Here is a 19,619-nt window from a genome sequence, read left to right on the forward strand (position 1 = left end):
CTTTAAATATCTTCACTCAATTCCGACTCTTCGGAAATATTTATAGTTCTTTCACTGTCGCTTATTTTGGTTAAGCCATTTCTTTGTAAAATTTCTCTGGCTAAATTTAAATAGTTTGTTGAACCTTTACCGGCAACATCATGCATGATAATAGTTTTTCCAAAACTTGGGGCTTCTGCCAATTTGGTGTTTCTTTGAATTAAAGTATCAAAAACCATATCCTGGAAATGTGTTTTTACTTCTTCAACTACCTGATTCGCTAAACGTAAACGTCCGTCAAACATGGTAAGTAAAACACCTTCAATATCTAGGTTGGTATTTAAATGAGTTTGTACAATTTTAATGGTTTGAAGTAGTTTTCCCATTCCTTCTAAGGCAAAATACTCGCATTGTACCGGAATAATTACACTATCAGCCGCACAAAGCGAATTGATTACTGTTAATCCCAAAGAAGGGCAGCAATCAACAATGATGAAATCATATTTGTCTTTTACCTTATCAATGGCCTTTTTCATCATGTATTCGCGATTGGTTAAATTCACCAATTCAACCTCTGTACCCACTAAATCGGCATTGGTTGGCAATAACCAAAGGTAAGGTGTATCCGTTTTAAGAATAACATCTTTTGGATGCGTGGCTTCGATTATACATTCATATAATCCTGCTTTAACATTGGCCGGATCAATGCCCACACCTGAAGTTGCATTGGATTGCGGATCGGCATCAATTAATAATGTTTTATATTCTAAAACCGCTAAACTAGCAGCTAAATTAATTGCAGATGTTGTTTTTCCTACTCCGCCTTTTTGGTTTGCAATGGCTATAACTTTTCCCATAATTATATATTTATATTTTTTCCAATTTCCATGAGCGTTAAATTTTTTCCCGCTGCCGAAAATTTATGAATCGCTTCTGTTTTATCAATTTTTATATATCCAAATGTATCGTAATGCATTCCTATGATGTTATTGCATTTAATAAATTCACAAGCTATAATGGCATTATCAACTCCCATGGTGAAATTATCTCCTATGGGTAAAAATGCAAAATCAATGCTTCTGTAATCCCCTATTAATTTCATATCGTAGGTTAAGGCTGTATCTCCTGCATAATAAAAATTGCCCTCTGAACTTTCAATCACAAATCCCATGGGATTTCCTCCATTACTTCCGTCGGGTAAAGAGCTGCTGTGTACAGCATTCACGCATTTAATGCTTCCAAAATCCAATTGAATTTTACCGCCAATATTGGTTGGGTGAATATTAATGACTCCCTTTTCGCTTAACCAAACATTAATTTCCCAGCTACAAATAACTTTAGCTTTTGTTCTTTTTGCAATTTGTTCGGCATCGGCAATATGATCTTCATGACCATGTGAAATAATGATGTAATCGGCTTCAATCTTACTCACATCAATACTTGCCGCAAGCTCATTAGGGCTAATAAAGGGGTCGAAAAGCAAATTTTTACCATTTACTTTAACTCCAAAACAAGAATGACCATAATAGGTGATGTTCATAATTAAGAAACAAAATTGCCCATGAGGCGTTTGTAAAATTAAACTTAATACGGACTTTAGGAAGCCTTAGTTTTTAACAAAAGCAATCCATCAAGCTGTAAGCTGTTAATAAAAAATGAATCCAATTCTCATTATAAGCTGCACAAGCAGACCTAAAAGCAACACATTAAAAGTGAGTAAAATTTATGCTGAAATCGCAAGTAAACAAGGTCATGAGGCTAAGATACTCGATTTAAATACTTTGCCGGAAGACTGGATGCGGTATATTTTAACGGAAACCCGGCATCCTAAATTTGATGAAATAATTAAAAGTTATTTGTTGGATGTTTCTGCATTTATTTTCGTAGTACCGGAATACAATGGAAGTTTTCCGGGTGTGTTAAAATTGTTTATTGATCATTTACCTACGCATGTTTGGAAAGATAAAAAGGCTTGTTTGGTTGGCGTTTCTGTTGGGAGAGCCGGTAATTTAAGAGGATTGGATCATTTAAATGGAATTTTGAATTATTTAAAAATGAATGTTTTTCATAACAAGCTTCCTATATCAAAATTGGATCAGGTGATAAATAATGAGGGTGTTTTAGTGGATGCAGTTCAGGAAAAAGTTTGCGCAGATCAAATAGCGGGTTTTATACAATTCTGCAACGTATAAATTTGGGATTACAAAGATTGGAGCTATTTGTTAATTAGGTATTTTTTTAACCAAGTATCGGAAATTTTTTGCTCCCAATTATTTAATTGCTCCCAGTCAGCCGCCGAAGTGTTGTAAACGAGGGTTTCATTATTTATAATTTCTTTGGATAATAATTCAGGTATTTGTGAGGAATGAATAACCTGTACCTCTTCGTTATTTTTAACGGCAACTAATAATCTGTTGTAAAGTTCTATGTTAAACAGCGATTCACAATCTTTAATAAAACGCGATAATTTATCGGTGCTGCAACCGCTGGCCGACTGCAGGCTTTCATTCACTTTTACAATGATTATTCGTTTTTTAAAAATTTCAAAAGATGCATGGAGTTGTAAATCGTGGGCAGTCCATTTCGAAACAAAATTTTGGCCGGCTTGTTGTAAGCTTTGTAATTCTGAATCTGTTAAGTTTTTACTGATAATATATATCCAAACTCTTCCCATTAAAATGATGCGTTTTTACCGGTGTAATTATGCGGTGTAATTTTTTTCAGTTCGGTTTTAATAGCGGCCGAAACATTTAATTTTTCAATAAAAGCGTGAAGTGTTTGGCGGGTAATTTTTTCATTTTTTCGAGTTAATTCTTTTAACGCTTCATAAGGTTTTGGATAGGATTCTCTTCTTAAAATAGTTTGAATGGCTTCAGCAACAACGGCCCAATTATTTTCCAAATCGGTATTTAATGCTTCTTGATTTAAAATCAATTTATTTAATCCTTTTAATATACTTTCGTAAGCAATTAATGAATGAGCGAGGGGCGAGCCCAGGTTTCTTAAAACGGTACTATCGGTTAAATCTCTTTGTAATCTGGAAACCGGTAATTTGGCCGCTAAATGTTCTAATAAGGCATTTGCTATACCTAAATTTCCTTCTGCATTTTCAAAATCAATGGGATTTACTTTATGTGGCATGGCCGAAGAACCTATTTCACCGGCTTTTAATTTTTGTTTGAAATAATCCATGCTGATGTAGGTCCACAAATCTCTACACAAATCAAGCATAATAACATTAATTCGTTTTAAGGCATCACAATACGCTGCAATATTATCGTAATGTTCAATTTGTGTGGTAAACAAAGAACGATTTAATTTTAATATTTTATTTACAAAATCATTGGCGAAATCATTCCAATTCTTTTTCGGATAAGCTACATAATGTGCATTTAAATTTCCGGTTGCTCCACCAAATTTGGCGGAAAACGGAACGGCATTTAATTGCTTTAATTGAATTTGTAAACGATGAGAGAATACATAAATTTCTTTTCCAAGTCGGGTAGGGGAGGCGGGCTGTCCGTGGGTGCGGGCAAGCATAGAAACGTCTTTCCACTCCTTAGCTTGTTTACTCAAATGCAAAATAATTTCACTTATTTTTGGAACAATAATTTTCTCACTTCCCTCTTTTAGTGATAAAGGAATACCGGTGTTATTGATGTCCTGAGAAGTTAAGCCAAAATGTACAAATTCATTAAATTTTGAAAGTTTCAGCGCTTTTAGTTTTTCTTTCAGAAAATATTCTACCGCCTTAACATCATGATTGGTTATTTTTTCAGTTTCCTTTATTTGTAAGGCATTTTGCTCACTAAAATTTTTATAAATATTTCTTAAAGCATTTTCCTGCGCAGCTTTAAGGGGTGGGAACTGAGGTAACTTTTGTTTGGCTAAAAAAATAAAATATTCTACTTCCACCAAAACACGGTATTTCATTAAGCCGAATTCAGAAAAATATTCAGCTAAGTTTGCAGTGGTTTTTCTATATCTCCCGTCTAAGGGCGAAATGGCGGTTAGTGGATTTAATTGCATAGGTAACAAAGCACAAATGTACTGTAAAAATGTGATTATTTTAAGATTCTGTGGGGGTTTTAACAGCCTTTAGGGAGTGGCAAAAGAGAATATCCGTATCTTTGAAATCCATGGATTTTAAGGGTAAATCGGTTGCATTTCATACGTTGGGTTGTAAGTTGAATTTTTCAGAAACTTCAGCTATTGGCCGAATGTTTATGGAGCAAGGTTTTACCAAAAAAAAATTTGATGAGCCGGCAGATGTATATGTAATAAATACTTGTTCGGTAACCGAAAATGCCGATAAAGAATGTAAAACAATTGTGAGATCGGCCTTAAAAAATAATGCCAACGCTATTGTTGCCATAGTAGGTTGTTATGCACAGCTAAAACCGGAAGAAATAGCAAAAATCGAAGGAGTTGATATAGTTTTGGGTGCAACCGAAAAATTTAAGCTCTTAAACTACATCAATATTAATGCTAAAAACACACAGGCTCAGGTGATGAACTGTGATATTAATGAAGCGGATTTTTTTGTGGATGCCTATAGCGCCGGCGACCGCACACGCACTTTTTTAAAAGTACAAGATGGTTGTGATTATACTTGTACCTTTTGTACCATACCGCTTGCCCGCGGAAAAAGCCGAAGTGATACCATCGAAAACGTAGTGGCCAATGCAAAAAAAATAGCGCAAAGCGGGGTTAAAGAAATTGTACTTACCGGTGTTAATATTGGCGATTTTGGTTATGGCCGTTTTTTGGATGAGGAGAAAAAGAAACGGAAAGAATACACATTTTTAGATTTGATTCAGGACTTGGATGAAGTGGAGGGTATTAATCGTTTTCGGATTTCTTCCATAGAGCCCAATTTATTGAAAGATGAAATAATCAGTTTTGTTGCCAATTCTAAAAAATTTGTTCCGCATTTTCACATACCCCTGCAAAGCGGAAGTAATGAATTGCTGAAAAAAATGAAGAGAAGGTATTTAAGAGAATTGTATGTTGACAGAGTAAACAAAATAAAAGAATTGATGCCCGATTGCTGTATTGGAGTGGATGTTATTGTGGGATTTCCGGGAGAAACGGAAGAATTATTTCAGGAAACTTTTGATTTTTTAGCTGAGCTCCCAATTTCTTATTTACATGTTTTTACGTATAGTGAACGCGATAATACGGAAGCCATTTTAATGGCGGGCGTAGTACCGATAGCTGAAAGAAAAAGGAGAAATAAAATTTTGAGAAGTTTATCTACCAAAAAGCTAATGAAGTTTTACGCTGAGAATATGGGCAAAGAAAAAAGTGTTTTGTTTGAAAGCGAAAATAAAGACGGATGGATTTCGGGATTTACGGATAACTACGTGCGTGTTAAAGTTCCTTTTGATGATCAACTCATAAATACCGAACAGAAAATTGTAGTGGGTGAGTTTGATGCGGATGCCATTATGAAAGCGAATCTCTTAGCGCGCGTTTAATCATTTTTTCTTTTCACAATCAACATCATACCGTTATCTAATAACATATAACCGTATTCATAAACATAATGGTAAACGTGATTATTTCGGGTAGTTAATTGGTTGGTGTAGTATTGAAAGTTAAATCCTTTATCCACAACTTTTTGTTTAGGCACAGTAATTTTAGATTCGTTTTTGATTGTGCTTTCCAATACCCTTCGATTGCGTCTTAAAATGTTATTTACATTGCGTACGTAATTATTTCCATCGCTATTTAGCCTGTTATTAAATGAATTGCGACAAATATCACTGCAGAATTTTTTATCAGTTCTGCCTACAATATTTTCACCGCATTCCGGACAAATTTTTGAAGCCATATTTCTAATTCTAATTTGAAGTTAGAACTTGAAAATGAAATTTCCAAAAAGGATAATTAGTTTATGTGCGGCAATAAACTATAATAAGCGCCTAACTCCAACATCTGCCCAATGAAACTGGTTGGGTAGGCAATTTTTACGTCAGTAATTTTTCCTTCGGCATTGGTAACCGGAGTTAATTTAGGCTGAATAAATCCCTGGTATGGGGCCATTTGTAAGGAAGAATATCTTTCCATCACTTCTTTATGTAAAGCCTGATCTACTTTTACACCATAGTTTTCAATGAGATTTTTACCGGCTTTATAATCGCCTTGTGATTTAACGCGTTGAATTTCGCGTAACAAATCACCAAATAAAACCCGTAGTTTATCGTAATCGTTTATTACAAAATAAGTTTTTCCGTTTTCGTTTTTCTTTTCAATTACATTTTCTTTTTTTCCTTTTTCGTACACCCAGGCTGCAACCATTTGTCGGTTTCTCATGTGAGCTTCTTCAATATCTTTTCCGGGTTTAATGCGCGAAAGCTGAACAATTAAGCCTTTGGTAATATACTCATCGTAGGCCGCTTTACCGTAGTCTAACGAAGGCATAACCCCTAATTCAATTAATTTAGGATCGTGCAAATAATAAAGCGCAACTAAATCAGCTCTACCTTCTTCTAATGCACTGGCATAATTTTTTAATGTTTCGTGTGAAGCACCAACTCCGGCTTCGGCTTGTCCGCTGGCATGTCCGATTACCTCATGCATATCGGTGTGTAATTTATCCGCTAAAGAAGCACATTCCAAAACACGTTTTTTAATTTGATCGTTGTAATAAAATTCATTCACTACACTTCCACCGGCTGCCATATCATACGCTTCTACAATATTTCCTAAGTTAACCGATTTACTTCCGTGCACTTCACGAATCCATTCGCTGTTTGGCAGGTTTATACCTATGGGCGTACTTGGAGCCGCATCACCACTTTCAACAACGGCATTAATTACTTTAGCGGAAATTCCTTTTACATCTTTCTTTTTATGTTGTGGAAGAATAGAAGAATTATCTTCAAACCATTGTGCGTTGGCTCCAATAGTAGCAATACGTTTACTGGCTTCAAAATCTTTAACAGAAACAACCGATTCAAATGAACCTTTTCTTCCTAAGGGATCATTATACACTTCAATAAATCCGTTTACTACATCCACCGAACTTTCTGTATCTTTTACCCAGGCAATATTGTAATCGTCAAAGTCTTCCAATCTACCGCTTCGGTAAAAACGGATTAATTTTATCAAGGCATCTTTTTGATTTTCATTTTCTGCAACTTCGGTTGCTTTTTCTAACCAGTAAATAATTTTTTCAATGGCATTGTTATACATACCGCCCAACATGTATTTTTTCTCTACTACTTTACCGTTTTCTTTTACCACTTTGCTGTTTAAGCCATAGCTTGGATTTTCTTTTTTGGATTTATCAATCATTGCGGCGTAAAAGTCTGTTACTTCTTTTTGAGTAACCCCTTCATACATATTAACCGCTGAATTAAGAATTAAATCCTTATCAGAATCCAAACTCACTTTTTTGGCAGCAAGTTCCGGGTTATAGATTATATCCAAAATGAATTTGCTGAATTCTTCTTTTTTTAAACCATTAATTAAGGGCAGCGCACTTTCATCAACCGCATTTATCAATTTTGCAAAATATTCTTGACTGCAATCCGGTGTAAATTTATCCATGCTGTAGTGATGGTGAATGCCATTACTAAAGAAAAATCTTTTCGCGTACACTAAAAAGTTATCGTATTCCGTATTCTTTTCTTCGTTTTTCGTGTTATTCAAAATAACTTCCAATGTGCGGCGAATGGTTAAATTGTATTTGTAATTCTGATCATAAATAATATCTCTTCCCGATAATGCTGCTTCGTATAAATAATAAAGTAAGGTTTTAATCTGTAAAGGAAGTTTATCAAAATCTTTTACTTCATAACGCAAAACTCTTAAATCTGCAAATTTATCGGCTTCATAAACAAAAGTTTCTTCAACCGGACTTGTTACAACACTGTCCTTTTTCAAATTTGCCTTTAATGCTTCTAATTCGTTTTGAGAAGATGAGCAGGCATTTAATAAAAATACAATAGCTAAAAGTTTTACAATGTTATTCATAGGATTTGATTTTTTTGCATCGCAAGAATACGTAATATTTAAAACAATGGCAAGAAAATTGAACGGGTAAATTGGGGGATTTTAGCTGATAAAACAAAAAAACCGCGATTAACGCGGCTTTTTGAATGGGGCAGTTAAATTACTTTACTGCTTTGCTTTTTTCTTTGTGTTTAATGACCTGTGATTTGATAGCCTCTACAGCTAAATCGGTTGCTTCTTCAAAGCTGGCGCATTGTTTTTTTGAGAAAAATTCATGCCCCTTGCCCAGCATTTTTATTTCTGCAATTTTGTTGGCCGAATTCTCATTTTTTTCCAATTTGAGTATGATTTCGCTGTTAATGATTCCGTCATAAAAAGTAGAAACTTTACTTACTTTTTCATTAATAAACTCGATTAGTTTTTTGTCTGCATCAAAGTGCACTGATTGAATGTTGATTGTCATAATTTATTCCTCCTTTTTCTTTTATTAATTACTCACCCGACCTAGGGTGAGCTTGTTTATGTGTTTTCTTTAGTTTATCAATGGTGTTGTGCGTATAAATTTGAGTGGCTGAAAGATTAGCGTGTCCCAATAATTCTTTCACTGCATTAATATCAGCTCCGTTATTCAATAAATGGGTGGCGAATGTGTGACGTAAAACATGCGGACTTTTTTTATCAATTGTACTTACATGCGATAATACTTTTTTCACTATACCTGTTATTTGATTTGTGCTAAGCGCTTTATTTTTTTTGGTAACAAATAAATGCGGGTTGCCAAAGCCTTCACTTTCTTTTACGTGCAGGTATTCTTCCAGGTTTCGTTTAAAGGCCAGGCTAAAGGGTATTATCCTTAATTTATTTCGCTTTCCCAATACCTTCAATTGCAAATTATACAGATCTATATCTTCAATTTTTAAATTGATGAGTTCGGCTCTTCTTATGCCGGTTTGATATAGGGTATCCATTAACAATTTATCTCTCACTCCTTCAAAATCGTTATTAAACGCTAATTCGTTAAACAAAGTTTGGGTTTGTTTTTCATCAATGAAAACGGGAATTTTTTGAGATTTTTTTGGTCCGCTTATTAATGAAGCCGGATTTATTTTAACGCTTTCGTTTTTCAATAAAAATTTGAAAAAGGATTTTAAGGTGCTTAATTTTCGGTTTACGGTTTCGGGGGTATTTCCTAATTCTATTAAACCTGACATAAAATGCCGGATATGATGATGATTGATTTCTGAAACCGCAATACCTGAATCCTGTGTATGGATGAAGTCAGAAAACTGTTTTAAATCGATAGCATAGCCGTTTACCGTATGATCGCTTGCTCTGCGCCTTAACTTTAAATATTTTGAAAAATTCTCTCGCTCTATATCAAACATCAGTAATAAAAAAATCCTAACCTAAATTAAGAATTCAAGGTTAGGATTGCAATATCCTTTAGAAAGAATTAACAGATTAACTATTTTTCAATAGCACCTATCTGTAACTTTTGCTTGTAAACGGCTTTAATTTTCGTTTCACGCAAACGTACCGATGGTTTAGTAAATTTTTGGCGTTCACGTAATTGCTTAACAACTCCGGTTTTTTCAAACTTCTTTTTGTACTTCTTTAAGGCTTTCTCTATTGAATCACCTTCTTTAATCTGAACAATTAGCATTTTTTAAATTTAAAATTTAGAGGGGCAAATGTAGTAAAAGATCTTTAGTTATTAAAAAATATAGCTTTAATTATGTAAATAAAGGGCTTAAAATGGCTAAATTTGAGGCTCCGACTATGAAAAAGGACTCTTTTGGTAAATTTAAGCAGGTAATTCAAAAAAGTGAGGTTATTGGGATTGTAACTCATTGGAGTCCAGATGGTGACGCCATAGGTAGCAGTTTAGCCCTTTTTCACTATTTAAATAAGATTGGTAAAAAAGTGCATGTCATTGTTCCCAATTCGTACCCCGATTTTTTAAAATGGTTGCCGGGCAATAATAAGGTAATCGTTTTTCAGGATAATGAAGTAAAAGCCACCAAACTTTTAAAGCAATGCAAATTAATTTTTACCCTGGATTTTAACACGCTCGGTCGACTGGAAAATTTGGGTAAAATATTATCCACCCTTAAAATTCCGATGGCTTTAATTGATCATCATCAACAACCGGATACTTATGCTCAATATTATTTCCATGATGTAAAAGCTTGCAGCACCTGCGAATTGATTTATGATTTAATAGTAGGACTTAAAGGAAAAAAATTAATTGATAAAAAAATTGCAGCATGTTTATACACGGGGTTAATGACTGATACCGGATCTTTCCGTTATTCGAGTGTTAATTCCAATACACATTTAATCGTATCTGAATTATTGAAAACCGGTATTCAGCCAAATCTGATACATTCAGAGGTTTACGATACCTATAGCGAAGGTAGAATGAAATTAGTTGGTTTTGCAATTAGTGAGAAAATGAAAGTGATAGAGGGATTACCTATCGCTTATATTTCATTAACCGAACAGGAATTGAATAAATTTGGTTATAAAAAAGGAGATACAGAAGGATTGGTTAATTATCCCTTTTCCATAAAGGGCATAAAAGTTTGTGCATTTTTTAATGAATCTAAACAAGACGGATACATTAAAATAAGTTTTAGAAGCAAAGGTAAAATAGATGTAAATAAATTTGCACGTAAGTATTTTAACGGTGGCGGTCACATTAATGCGGCCGGCGGAAAGAGTTTGAAATCACTTAACGATACTGTATCGGAATTTGTTCAATTGGTTAAATCTAACAATTTATAATGTTTGATTTTATTGCTCGTTTTTTTACTAAGCGTTTAATTGCGAAAAATAAAAAAAAGGAATCAGTTCCTTATACGAATTGGGATTCGGTTAAATCAATAGCTTTTATTATTGATGTTCATACAACTATTAATAAGAGTAAACTGGATGCTTTTTTCGCACAGTTAAATAAATATTTTTCAGTTTATCTTGTAGAAACAAATAAATCGGAACCTACTTTTTCCGATTGGAGCTGTATCACGAAAAAGCAAAAAAGTATATTTGGATTACCTAAAAAGGAATTGTTCGAAAAATTAAAAGCAAAAAATTACGATGTGCTAGTTTGTGTAAATCCGAGTGACAACACGTTCACTTCAAATTTGTGTGCTTCAATTCATGCCGGATTAAGATGTGGAAGCAATGATACATTTGGAGAACTGGATTTAATAATTGCATCATCGAACAAGGAACTAATTGCCGTGTTGGAAGAGTGTGTTCGGTACTTGAAAATGATAAAAAAGCAATAATTTAAATCAAAATCTTATCGCCAAGATGTTTGGGCTTCGTATCAAAAACATATAAGTCCAATACACATTTCATTCTTGAAAAAAATTCGCGTATTTTCATTTTCCAGGTTTTTTGGGTGGTAACATCTTGTGCATTATACCCAAATGCAATTAATTGAATACGATTGGCTATAAATAGCGCTCTTTCATTTTGAAATTGCTGAGAAATCACAATCACACTGTCTTGCCCAAAAACATCTTTGCACCTAACCATGCTGTCAAAAGTTCTCAATCCGGCGTAATCTGGAATTAAACATGAATCGGGTACACCCATTTTGCGCAGTGCTTTTTTCATTTCACGGGGTTCATTATAATCGTGCATTCTATTATCCCCGCTTAAAATTATTTTTTTTATTTTTCCGGATAGGAATAATTTTCCGGCAGCGTGAATACGATAAGTGAAATACAGATTTTGTGCACCACCTTCTAAATAGCGTGATGTTCCGGGTAAAATAGCCGCATAACAAAACGGAATAGAATCGGTTTCACTAAAAAGCATTTCTTTATTTTCCCGGCTTATCCAACTATTACAAATCACTCCAAATATTAAAATCGGCACTGAAAGCCTGATTGTCCATTTCAATATAAAGGATAAAAGTTTCATTTATTTTTAAAAAAGTAAATCACAACAGGCAAACAATGAAAAAAGTATGCTCCCAAAACCGTTAGTTGTAAAAAACGCTAAATTAATTTTACTGAGGTTATTATGACTAATGATAGTGTGTTGATAGATTAAAAGAAAAATAAAAATTCCGGCACCTGTTATATAGAGCCATGAAAATGGGCCAATAAAAAAAATAAGAATAATAAAAATAGCAGAGATAACATGTAATAAACGCGATAGCAGAAGAGCATTTTTTTTACCAAGCAAAACAGGTATAGATAGTAGCTTATTTTCTTTATCAAATTCTTCATCTTGTAATGAATAAATGATGTCAAAACCACTCACCCAAAACAATACTACAATTCCAATTAAAACGGGTGTTAAGGCGAATTCTTCTGTGATCGCCAGATAGGCTCCAATTGGCGCAAGCGCTAAGCCCAACCCAAGTACAAGGTGACACAGCGGGGTAAATCTTTTGGTATAGCTATAGCCCAATATCACTAATAGTGCAACAGGAGCTAAATAGAAACATAATTTATTAATAAAAAAGGAGACAATCATAAAACCTGCAGCGTTTAAAATAACAAAAACAATTGCAGCTGTTACCGAAATTTGTCCGGCAGGAATTTCTCGTATTGCAGTTCTCGGATTTTTTGCATCAAAGGAATGGTCAACCAATCGATTAAAAGCCATTGCAGCACTTCGGGCAAATATCATACACAAGATTACTAATACTAATTTTGTTATATCAAATTGTGCGCGGTTAGATTGTGTTGCTAAAATGAATCCGAAAATTGCAAATGGCAAAGCAAAAATAGTATGGCTGAACTTAACTAATGAAAAATATTTGAGAATAGTTTGCAGAGGGGTAAAGTTACAAAAAACTATAACATTTTATTTTCCTCGTCCTTGCAATACGATAAGAATGGTGTGAACTAAAATTTTGAAATCCAATAATAAGCTCATGTTTTCAACATATAAAATATCAAATTTTAATCGGTCAATCATTTGATCAACGTTTTCTGCATATCCGTATTTTACCTGTCCCCAACTCGTTATACCCGGTCTGATTTTTTGTAAGTGTTTATAATGCGGCGCTTTTTTTACAATTTGTTCAATGTAATAGCTTCGTTCGGGTCTTGGACCAACAATACTCATATCGCCAATTAATACATTATAAAATTGGGGTAATTCATCTAATCGTACTTTTCTAAGAAACCTTCCAAACGGAGTAACGCGTGGATCATTTTGACTGGAAAGTGCAGGTCCGCTTTTTTCCGCATCGGTATACATTGTTCTAAATTTATAAATGTAAAATGGTTTGCCGTGTATGCCAATTCTTTCTTGCTTGAAAAAAACGGAACCTTTTGAAGTTAATTTGACAAGTAAAGCAAGTATAAAATACAACCAGCTGAATGCGATTAATGCGATTAATGAAAGACTCACATCAATAAATCGTTTCACGGAAATTTGCCAAACCGGAATAATTTGATTTTTAATTTCTATTAGTGGCGTACCTAAAATCGCATTCATCTTTACATGACCGCTTAAGATGTCATAGATATCGGGAATAATTTTAATGATAACGCCTAAATCGCTTAAATCATTTACAATATTTTTTATGTATTCGTGTTCCCAGCTTTCTAGTGCAATAATTACTTCTTCAATTTGGTTTTTCTCAATTATTTCTTTTATTTCATGATATTCGCCTAAATGCGGAAGCTCCGCTTTTAACGTGTCTGAATATCCATTTTTCCCTTCAATATGCACAAACCCCGAAAAGTTATTGCCGATGCCATATTTTAGTGCATTCACTTCTCTGAACATTTTAAGTGCTCGTTCATTACTGCCAATAATAAGGGTATTGAATCCAAATTTTCTGTGGTGAATTTGTTTGTTGGTATAACTGGAAAGAATAAGACGGAAAACAGAAGTGATTAAAAAATGTGTGCAGAATAAAACGAAATACATTTTATAATATAAAATATATCTGGCCACTTGATCATCGAGCAACAACACAAAGAATAAAACAGTAACACCAATTAAGGAAGAGGTAAAGCTTTGAACAAACTCATTTATTCTTGAACGGCGTAAAACATTGCTGTAGGCGCCTGTGAGATAATAGGCCAAAACCCAAGCTAAAGGAATTAAAATTATACTTAGGTAATAATTATCGTCGAATATTTTCTGATTAAAATCTCCGGTTTTTAAAGGATCGATTTGTGTTTTTCGATAATAGTAAAAAATGGTCCATGCTAATGCTGATGCTAAAAAATCTGAGATCAAATAATATATGGTTCTTAATCTTTGATTCATTTATAGCGTTATCAGTTTTATATTATCTAACCATACGCGCGCCGCATTCAGTTGGTTGGGGTTTAATGCACGGAAGTAAATTTTTTGTGTTGCCGGTGCCGGCTGTCTATTTACTGCTTCAGCAATTTGTATGTAAATTTTATTCCATTCGCTTTTAGGGTTTAAGGTGATTGCATTTTTTAGAGTTACACCATCGGTAACTCCCACTTCTAATTCTACATCACATTTATAATTTAACTCTAGATAAATATTGGAATTTCCCAAAGGAAGAGCGTAGTCAATGGCTGTTTCAAATTGACCCAATGAAATGTTGGACTGTAATTCAAACATGGCCGATTTGTTCTCAAAACTTTCTCCCGAATTAATAAGGTTTAGTGTAGTTACAGTACTGGTAGGTGCTGATTTGATTAAACTAACACCTGCACCGTCAAAGTTCTCCATCCAAACAAAATTAACCGCAGGGTTGTAGTTGAATGTAAAGCCGCGGTTAATGGTTTTTCCGCTTTCTACTATCGTATCAATTTTTATTTGATTGTAAAATAACCAGGTAATGGTTGTTTCACTTATTCCGTTGTTTTTAATTCCGGCAAATAAGGTGAGTTCGGCTTTTTCACCGTTGCTAACAATGGGTAATAAATTACCGGACTCATAAGCGCCTTGATACTTACCATTCACATACAGAAATAAATCTGTGATTTTACTACTACCTGAGCCCTGCGTGGAAGGAGAGGAGGGAATAACATTTACATAAGCAGGTTTGATAAAGAATGCCTCGGGTGCCGGGGCGTATTTTTTGCATGCGGTTATTAAAACACTTAGGGCAAATAATATTCCAATCAAATTTTTCATTTAAACAACCTACTGAAAAGGCCTGCAAAATTAAAAAAAATAGGTTACTTTCTTTGTTTTAGTCTTTGATAAATTCTTCTATTTCAGAAGCAATACTCATCACAAGTATAGAATCATCTATACTCACGGTGGCACTTTTATTCAGACTTACACTATTATGAAACGCACGCAATTCTTCTTTTATTGCGTTTGTTGGTAAAATTATAGGATGTTCAAAAACTATTTCTTTTTTTGGATTACCGTTACCCGGATCAAGCACAATATTTTGTGGGTTATTGCCTGCGTCCTGAATTTTTTACAATGTAGGTTGATTTGTCCAGTAAATTTATGCTAACGAGGTATTTATCAGTAAATACGCGAAACTTACGTACATTTTTTAATGCAATTCGGTTTGTAGTAATATTAGCCACGCAGCCATTATCAAATTCAATTCTGGCATTCACCAAATCAGCTGATTGACTAATAACCCTTGAGCCAATTGCCTGTATTTTTTTAACATTAGCATGTACAATATTAAGGATCAAATCCAGGTCGTGTGACATTAAATCAAGAACTACGGAAACATCAGTTCCTCTAGGGTTATATTGAGCGAGACGATGTATTTCGATGTATTTTGGATTTGAAAGATATGGAAGAGCTGCAATAAACGCGGGATTGAATCGCTCTACATGTCCCACTTGCACGCAAACCGAAGCTTCTGTGGCCAGATCTCTTAAAGTTTTAGCATCTTTTACATCTGAAGTTACCGGTTTTTCAATAAAAACATGTTTGCCATGGATAATAGCTTTTTCAGCAATTTCAAAATGGGTATTGCTGGGTGTTACAATGTCGATAGCATCACAATGCTCAAGCATTTCTGCATAAGAGTCAAAAGCTTTAATTTGATATTGATCGGCTAATTCTAAACACAATCGTTTATTGATATCATAAACTCCGGCAAGTTGCCACGCATCATCTTCCAATAATATTTTCAGGTGAATTTTACCCAGATAACCCAAACCAACAAGACCAATTCGATTCATGTATCACAAAGCTATCTTTTTCTTAAAAAAAAACTGTTAGCAATTCAATCTAAATATCAAATAAGGTGTGTTTAGAACTTCTACTTTTGTAAAAAGAAAATTTATGTTCTATCAGGTAACGAAAGAAGTGGAGTATTTATTGATGGGGAAGCGAAAGCGTTTGGTAGAACAGCTTAAAACCAAGGGCATTAATAATGAAAATGTATTAAGGGCCATAGAAAAAATTCCCAGACATTTATTTTTTGACCCTTCCACATTTAATCAATCCTCTTCCATTCCGGCTTTAATAGATCACGCGTATAGCGATAAAGCCTTGCCAATTGGAGCGGGTCAAACCATCTCACATCCGTATACCGTTGCTTTTCAAACACAACAACTGAATATACAGCCCGGCGAAAAAGTACTTGAAATTGGTACAGGTTGTGGTTATCAAACAGCAGTATTATTGGAAATGAAAGCTAAAGTATTTAGTATAGAACGACAAAAGAATTTGTTTGATAAAACCAAGGTGTTTTTACCTCATATCGGATATAGAACAGCCAAGTTAGTTTATGGAGATGGATATAAAGGAATGCCCCAGTTTGCGCCATTTGATAAAATTATAGTTACTGCAGGCGCACCCTATATTCCAAATGATTTATTAGAACAATTAAAAGTAGGCGGAATTATGCTTATTCCCATTGGAGAAGGAGAATCACAGGAAATGATTTGGTTGAAGAAAACTTCCGAAAAGGAGTTTGATCGAAAGGTGATGGGCAAATTCAAATTTGTTCCATTGTTACAACATAAAGCCGGAAACAAAGTGTAAACTAAAAACGACTCTATAATCGGAAATTTAAAATTCGTACTAATCTAAAACGAATTAGTAATAAATTTTATCAACTTCCATGGGCTAAAAATAGGGATTGAGCCGAGGTTAAATTTAACCAACGGAAAAGGTTGTAAAAGTTGAGCGCCGTTTAAATATATTTACTTTACTAAATCTACCAATGAAAAAAATATTATTTCCGGCATTACTGGTGTTATCCATGAGTGCCTATTCTCAATCAGAGAAAAAAAATCAACAAAAAATTCAGGACGATATTTTCACCGGATTAAAACCGGAAAATCCAACGCCTGTTGTATTTAATTCTGAAGAAGAATTAAATAACAAAAAAGCGTTTAAAATAGAAAATATCAAAAACCAAATTCGCGAAAATATAAATGACACTGCTAAGGTTCGTTTATTACGTTACGAAATATGGAGATTTGAAAATGCAATTGTACAGGATAATAAATCAAACAAATAATATTATTATATGAAAAAATTTATACTCCTTTTAGTATTGTGTTTATCAGTTGTTTTGGTAAGTGCACAACCCTGCGTTTCCAATTGCTCATTATATACTACACAATCAATTCCTCCAAATATTATTCCATCAGCGGGAACAGCAGTAACATTGAGCGATGATCAGGTTTCCGGTGCTTGCCCTATCGGTTTTACATTTACTTTTTACTGTAATGCCTATACTAATTTTTATATTTCATCCAATGGATTTATTTCTTTTAATCCTGCTGTAAGTCAAGGTTGTTGTTCCGGTGCTTCAATTCCCGCACCCGGAAACGCAGTTAATAATATGATTGCCTTTTCTTGGAATGATTTGTATCCTCCTGGTGGTGGAACCATTCGTTATCAAACCATCGGTGTTGCTCCAAACCGAATTTGTTTAATTACCTATAGTTTAATTCCTCATTGCTGCAATAACGGACCTGCATTTAACAGCGGACAAATTAAATTGTTTGAAACGTCTAATACTATTGAAATTCATAGTGGTGTAATTACTTCAGACGGCTCTAATGCAACGCAAGGAATAATGAATGGCCCTGGAACTTTGGCTGCCGCAGTACCGGGTAGAAATGGTCAAACCTGGACCGCAACATCAGATGCATATCGTTTTACTGTATCAACAGGAGGGCCAACTGCGCCAGGCCCTATTTTAGGATTATCATCTCTTTGTATTGGAGCTAGTCAAGTTTTTTCAGTAACACCAATGGTGGGTGCAACTCAATACAATTGGACTTTACCGGGTGGATGGACAGGTGCCAGTACAACAAATACAATTTTAGTTACACCTAGTGCTACCGGTGTTTTATCGGTTACCGCAACTTATACATGCGGAACTTCAACACCGGCTACAACTTTAAACGTAACTGTTAATCCGAATCCAACTGTTACTATTTCGGGTGGCAACACGGCTGTTTGTCCGGGTAATTCCATTACATTAACCGGAAACGGAGCCAATACTTATTCTTGGAGTAATGGCCAGTTAATAAATCCTATAACCATAACGCCAACCGTTAGTGGCACATATAGTGTAATAGGCACATCAGTTGCCGGTTGCACAGGAACAGCTACAAAAGACATAACTGTAACACCAAGCCCAACCGTTATAATTACCGGTACTGACCAAATATGTTTTGGACAAAGTGTAGTTCTTACTGCCATTGGTGCGGTGAGTTATACTTGGAGTAATGGCAGTAATAATCCAAGTCAATCATTTTCGCCAACAGTTACCACAACTTATTCTGTTGAAGGTTTCGCAGGAGCATGCACTTCATCTGCAATAATAACAGTTACGGTTAATCCGAATCCAACGGTTACTATTGTTGGAAGTAATACGGCATGTGCGGGTAATCCAATTAATTTAACTGCCAATGGTGCTAACAGTTATACTTGGAGTACAGGTGATTTAACCTCTACCATTTCACCGGTTCCATTTGGAAATATTACCTATACCGTATATGGTGATACGCCGGCCGGATGCACCGGTTTTGCTACACATGCCGTAACGGTTAATGCTTCGCCTAATGTAACGGTATCTGGTCCAAATGCCATGTGCGTTGGGCAAACTATTACTTTATCCGCTTTAGGAGCAAACTCTTATTCATGGAGTAATGGTATGCCATCACAAACTATTGTAATAAGCCCAACAACAACTACTTCTTACAGTGTATATGGAACTTCAATTCTAGGATGTGTTGGACCGCCGACAATAAAAAATATTATTGTTAACCCAGTTCCGAATGTATTTATTGCAGCTAGTTCTCAAACTATTTGTAAGGGCGAAATGTGTACCTTAACCGGTAACGGAGCGGATACTTACAGCTGGAGTACGGGCGCGTTAACACCTACCGCAAATGTTACACCTTCAACAACTACCAATTATACGGTAACCGGTACAAATACAACAACAGGTTGTATGATGACCACCAATATACAAATTGTTGTGGAGCTTTGCACCGGCATTGATAAAGTGGAAATGCTTTCTGAAAACTTAAAAGTTTATCCTAATCCAAATAATGGAGAATTTAAAATAGAATTTACAAAATCAAAATCGCGCTTAGTATTTGTGTATGATCTTATTGGAAAGGAAGTATACAGTAAAGTTAGTGATGGGGAATTGATTCATGTGGATATACAGCAATTAAACGATGGGATTTATTTTATGAAGATTGTGGAAGGTAATGAAAATGTTATAATCAAAGTAGTTAAACAAAAATAATACAACATAATTT

Annotated in this window: 22 protein-coding genes; 7 read left to right on the forward strand and 15 right to left on the reverse strand. The window is 34.6% G+C overall.

What is annotated here, in order from left to right:
• Window positions 1-2: 2 nt before the first annotated feature.
• Both IPM51_02330 and IPM51_02335 read right to left on the reverse strand, forming a co-directional pair.
• Complete coding sequence (locus tag IPM51_02330) at window positions 3-836, reverse strand: ParA family protein (GenBank protein ID MBK9283138.1); 834 nt, start codon at window positions 834-836, stop codon at window positions 3-5.
• A 2-nt stretch (window positions 837-838) separates the two neighbouring features.
• Window positions 839-1,519 carry a metal-dependent hydrolase gene (locus tag IPM51_02335; GenBank protein MBK9283139.1) on the reverse strand — a complete coding sequence of 227 codons (681 nt, stop codon included), beginning with the start codon at window positions 1,517-1,519 and terminating at the stop codon, window positions 839-841.
• Between the two features lie 115 nt (window positions 1,520-1,634).
• Between IPM51_02335 and IPM51_02340 the strand changes: the two genes are divergently transcribed.
• The gene (locus tag IPM51_02340) at window positions 1,635-2,171 is read left to right on the forward strand and encodes an NAD(P)H-dependent oxidoreductase (GenBank protein MBK9283140.1); all 537 of its coding nucleotides are present in this window, start codon (window positions 1,635-1,637) and stop codon (window positions 2,169-2,171) included.
• 23 nt (window positions 2,172-2,194) lie between these two features.
• Here IPM51_02340 and IPM51_02345 read toward each other — a convergent pair whose 3' ends face one another.
• The gene (locus IPM51_02345) at window positions 2,195-2,653 is read right to left on the reverse strand and encodes a hypothetical protein (protein MBK9283141.1); all 459 of its coding nucleotides are present in this window, start codon (window positions 2,651-2,653) and stop codon (window positions 2,195-2,197) included.
• Window positions 2,653-4,008, reverse strand: a complete 1,356-nt coding sequence (purB, locus tag IPM51_02350) for an adenylosuccinate lyase (protein MBK9283142.1) — start codon at window positions 4,006-4,008, stop codon at window positions 2,653-2,655. The genes IPM51_02345 and purB overlap by 1 nt, the downstream gene beginning before the upstream one ends.
• 110 nt (window positions 4,009-4,118) lie before the next feature.
• On the opposite strand from purB, the gene mtaB reads away from it, so the two are divergent.
• On the forward strand, window positions 4,119-5,459 hold the full coding sequence (gene mtaB / locus IPM51_02355; protein ID MBK9283143.1) for a tRNA (N(6)-L-threonylcarbamoyladenosine(37)-C(2))-methylthiotransferase MtaB: 1,341 nt from the start codon (window positions 4,119-4,121) through the stop codon (window positions 5,457-5,459).
• Here the strand turns inward: mtaB and IPM51_02360 are convergent.
• The 5 genes from IPM51_02360 to IPM51_02380 all read right to left on the reverse strand — a co-directional run bounded on the left by IPM51_02360 (window position 5,456) and on the right by IPM51_02380 (window position 9,604).
• Window positions 5,456-5,815 (reverse strand): hypothetical protein, encoded by a 360-nt coding sequence (locus IPM51_02360; protein ID MBK9283144.1) that lies wholly within the window; start codon window positions 5,813-5,815, stop codon window positions 5,456-5,458. The genes mtaB and IPM51_02360 overlap by 4 nt on opposite strands.
• 56 nt (window positions 5,816-5,871) lie before the next feature.
• On the reverse strand, window positions 5,872-7,962 hold the full coding sequence (locus tag IPM51_02365) for a dihydrofolate reductase (GenBank protein MBK9283145.1): 2,091 nt from the start codon (window positions 7,960-7,962) through the stop codon (window positions 5,872-5,874).
• 139 nt (window positions 7,963-8,101) lie between these two features.
• Window positions 8,102-8,404, reverse strand: coding sequence for a ribosome-associated translation inhibitor RaiA (gene raiA / locus IPM51_02370; protein MBK9283146.1), 303 nt, complete (start codon window positions 8,402-8,404; stop codon window positions 8,102-8,104).
• Window positions 8,405-8,432: 28 nt separating this feature from the next.
• Window positions 8,433-9,326, reverse strand: a complete 894-nt coding sequence (locus tag IPM51_02375) for a tyrosine-type recombinase/integrase (GenBank protein ID MBK9283147.1) — start codon at window positions 9,324-9,326, stop codon at window positions 8,433-8,435.
• An 80-nt stretch (window positions 9,327-9,406) separates the two neighbouring features.
• Window positions 9,407-9,604: a 30S ribosomal protein S21 gene (locus IPM51_02380; GenBank protein MBK9283148.1), complete on the reverse strand. Its 198-nt coding sequence runs from the start codon at window positions 9,602-9,604 to the stop codon at window positions 9,407-9,409.
• A 116-nt stretch (window positions 9,605-9,720) separates the two neighbouring features.
• Here IPM51_02380 and IPM51_02385 point away from each other — a divergent pair, with 116 nt between their 5' ends.
• A complete protein-coding gene (locus IPM51_02385) occupies window positions 9,721-10,728 on the forward strand; it encodes a bifunctional oligoribonuclease/PAP phosphatase NrnA (protein MBK9283149.1) in 1,008 nt (335 codons plus the stop codon).
• The gene (locus tag IPM51_02390; GenBank protein ID MBK9283150.1) at window positions 10,728-11,234 is read left to right on the forward strand and encodes a hypothetical protein; all 507 of its coding nucleotides are present in this window, start codon (window positions 10,728-10,730) and stop codon (window positions 11,232-11,234) included. Before IPM51_02385 ends, IPM51_02390 begins: the two co-directional genes overlap by 1 nt.
• A gap of 1 nt (window position 11,235) precedes the next feature.
• On the opposite strand, the gene IPM51_02395 is transcribed toward IPM51_02390, so the two are convergent.
• Genes IPM51_02395 through IPM51_02420 form a run of 6 tightly spaced genes read right to left on the reverse strand, consistent with a single transcriptional unit; the run spans window position 11,236 to window position 16,064 of the window.
• The gene (locus tag IPM51_02395; GenBank protein ID MBK9283151.1) at window positions 11,236-11,877 is read right to left on the reverse strand and encodes a YdcF family protein; all 642 of its coding nucleotides are present in this window, start codon (window positions 11,875-11,877) and stop codon (window positions 11,236-11,238) included.
• Window positions 11,878-11,883: 6 nt separating this feature from the next.
• A complete protein-coding gene (locus tag IPM51_02400) occupies window positions 11,884-12,732 on the reverse strand; it encodes a UbiA family prenyltransferase (GenBank protein ID MBK9283152.1) in 849 nt (282 codons plus the stop codon).
• 39 nt (window positions 12,733-12,771) lie between these two features.
• Window positions 12,772-14,193, reverse strand: coding sequence for a sugar transferase (locus IPM51_02405; protein MBK9283153.1), 1,422 nt, complete (start codon window positions 14,191-14,193; stop codon window positions 12,772-12,774).
• Window positions 14,194-15,042, reverse strand: a complete 849-nt coding sequence (locus tag IPM51_02410) for a hypothetical protein (GenBank protein MBK9283154.1) — start codon at window positions 15,040-15,042, stop codon at window positions 14,194-14,196.
• 58 nt (window positions 15,043-15,100) lie between these two features.
• A complete protein-coding gene (locus tag IPM51_02415) occupies window positions 15,101-15,301 on the reverse strand; it encodes a hypothetical protein (protein ID MBK9283155.1) in 201 nt (66 codons plus the stop codon).
• Window positions 15,302-15,314: 13 nt separating this feature from the next.
• On the reverse strand, window positions 15,315-16,064 hold the full coding sequence (locus tag IPM51_02420) for a Gfo/Idh/MocA family oxidoreductase (GenBank protein ID MBK9283156.1): 750 nt from the start codon (window positions 16,062-16,064) through the stop codon (window positions 15,315-15,317).
• Between the two features lie 142 nt (window positions 16,065-16,206).
• Between IPM51_02420 and IPM51_02425 the strand changes: the two genes are divergently transcribed.
• From IPM51_02425 to IPM51_02435, 3 genes are all read left to right on the forward strand, one after another.
• Window positions 16,207-16,872: a protein-L-isoaspartate(D-aspartate) O-methyltransferase gene (locus tag IPM51_02425; protein MBK9283157.1), complete on the forward strand. Its 666-nt coding sequence runs from the start codon at window positions 16,207-16,209 to the stop codon at window positions 16,870-16,872.
• Window positions 16,873-17,053: 181 nt separating this feature from the next.
• Window positions 17,054-17,353, forward strand: a complete 300-nt coding sequence (locus IPM51_02430) for a hypothetical protein (protein MBK9283158.1) — start codon at window positions 17,054-17,056, stop codon at window positions 17,351-17,353.
• A 9-nt stretch (window positions 17,354-17,362) separates the two neighbouring features.
• On the forward strand, window positions 17,363-19,606 hold the full coding sequence (locus IPM51_02435; GenBank protein MBK9283159.1) for a T9SS type A sorting domain-containing protein: 2,244 nt from the start codon (window positions 17,363-17,365) through the stop codon (window positions 19,604-19,606).
• The last annotated feature ends 13 nt before the right edge of the window (window positions 19,607-19,619 follow it).

The organism is Sphingobacteriaceae bacterium, from assembly GCA_016715905.1.
GTDB lineage: Bacteria > Bacteroidota > Bacteroidia > B-17B0 > Aurantibacillaceae > Aurantibacillus.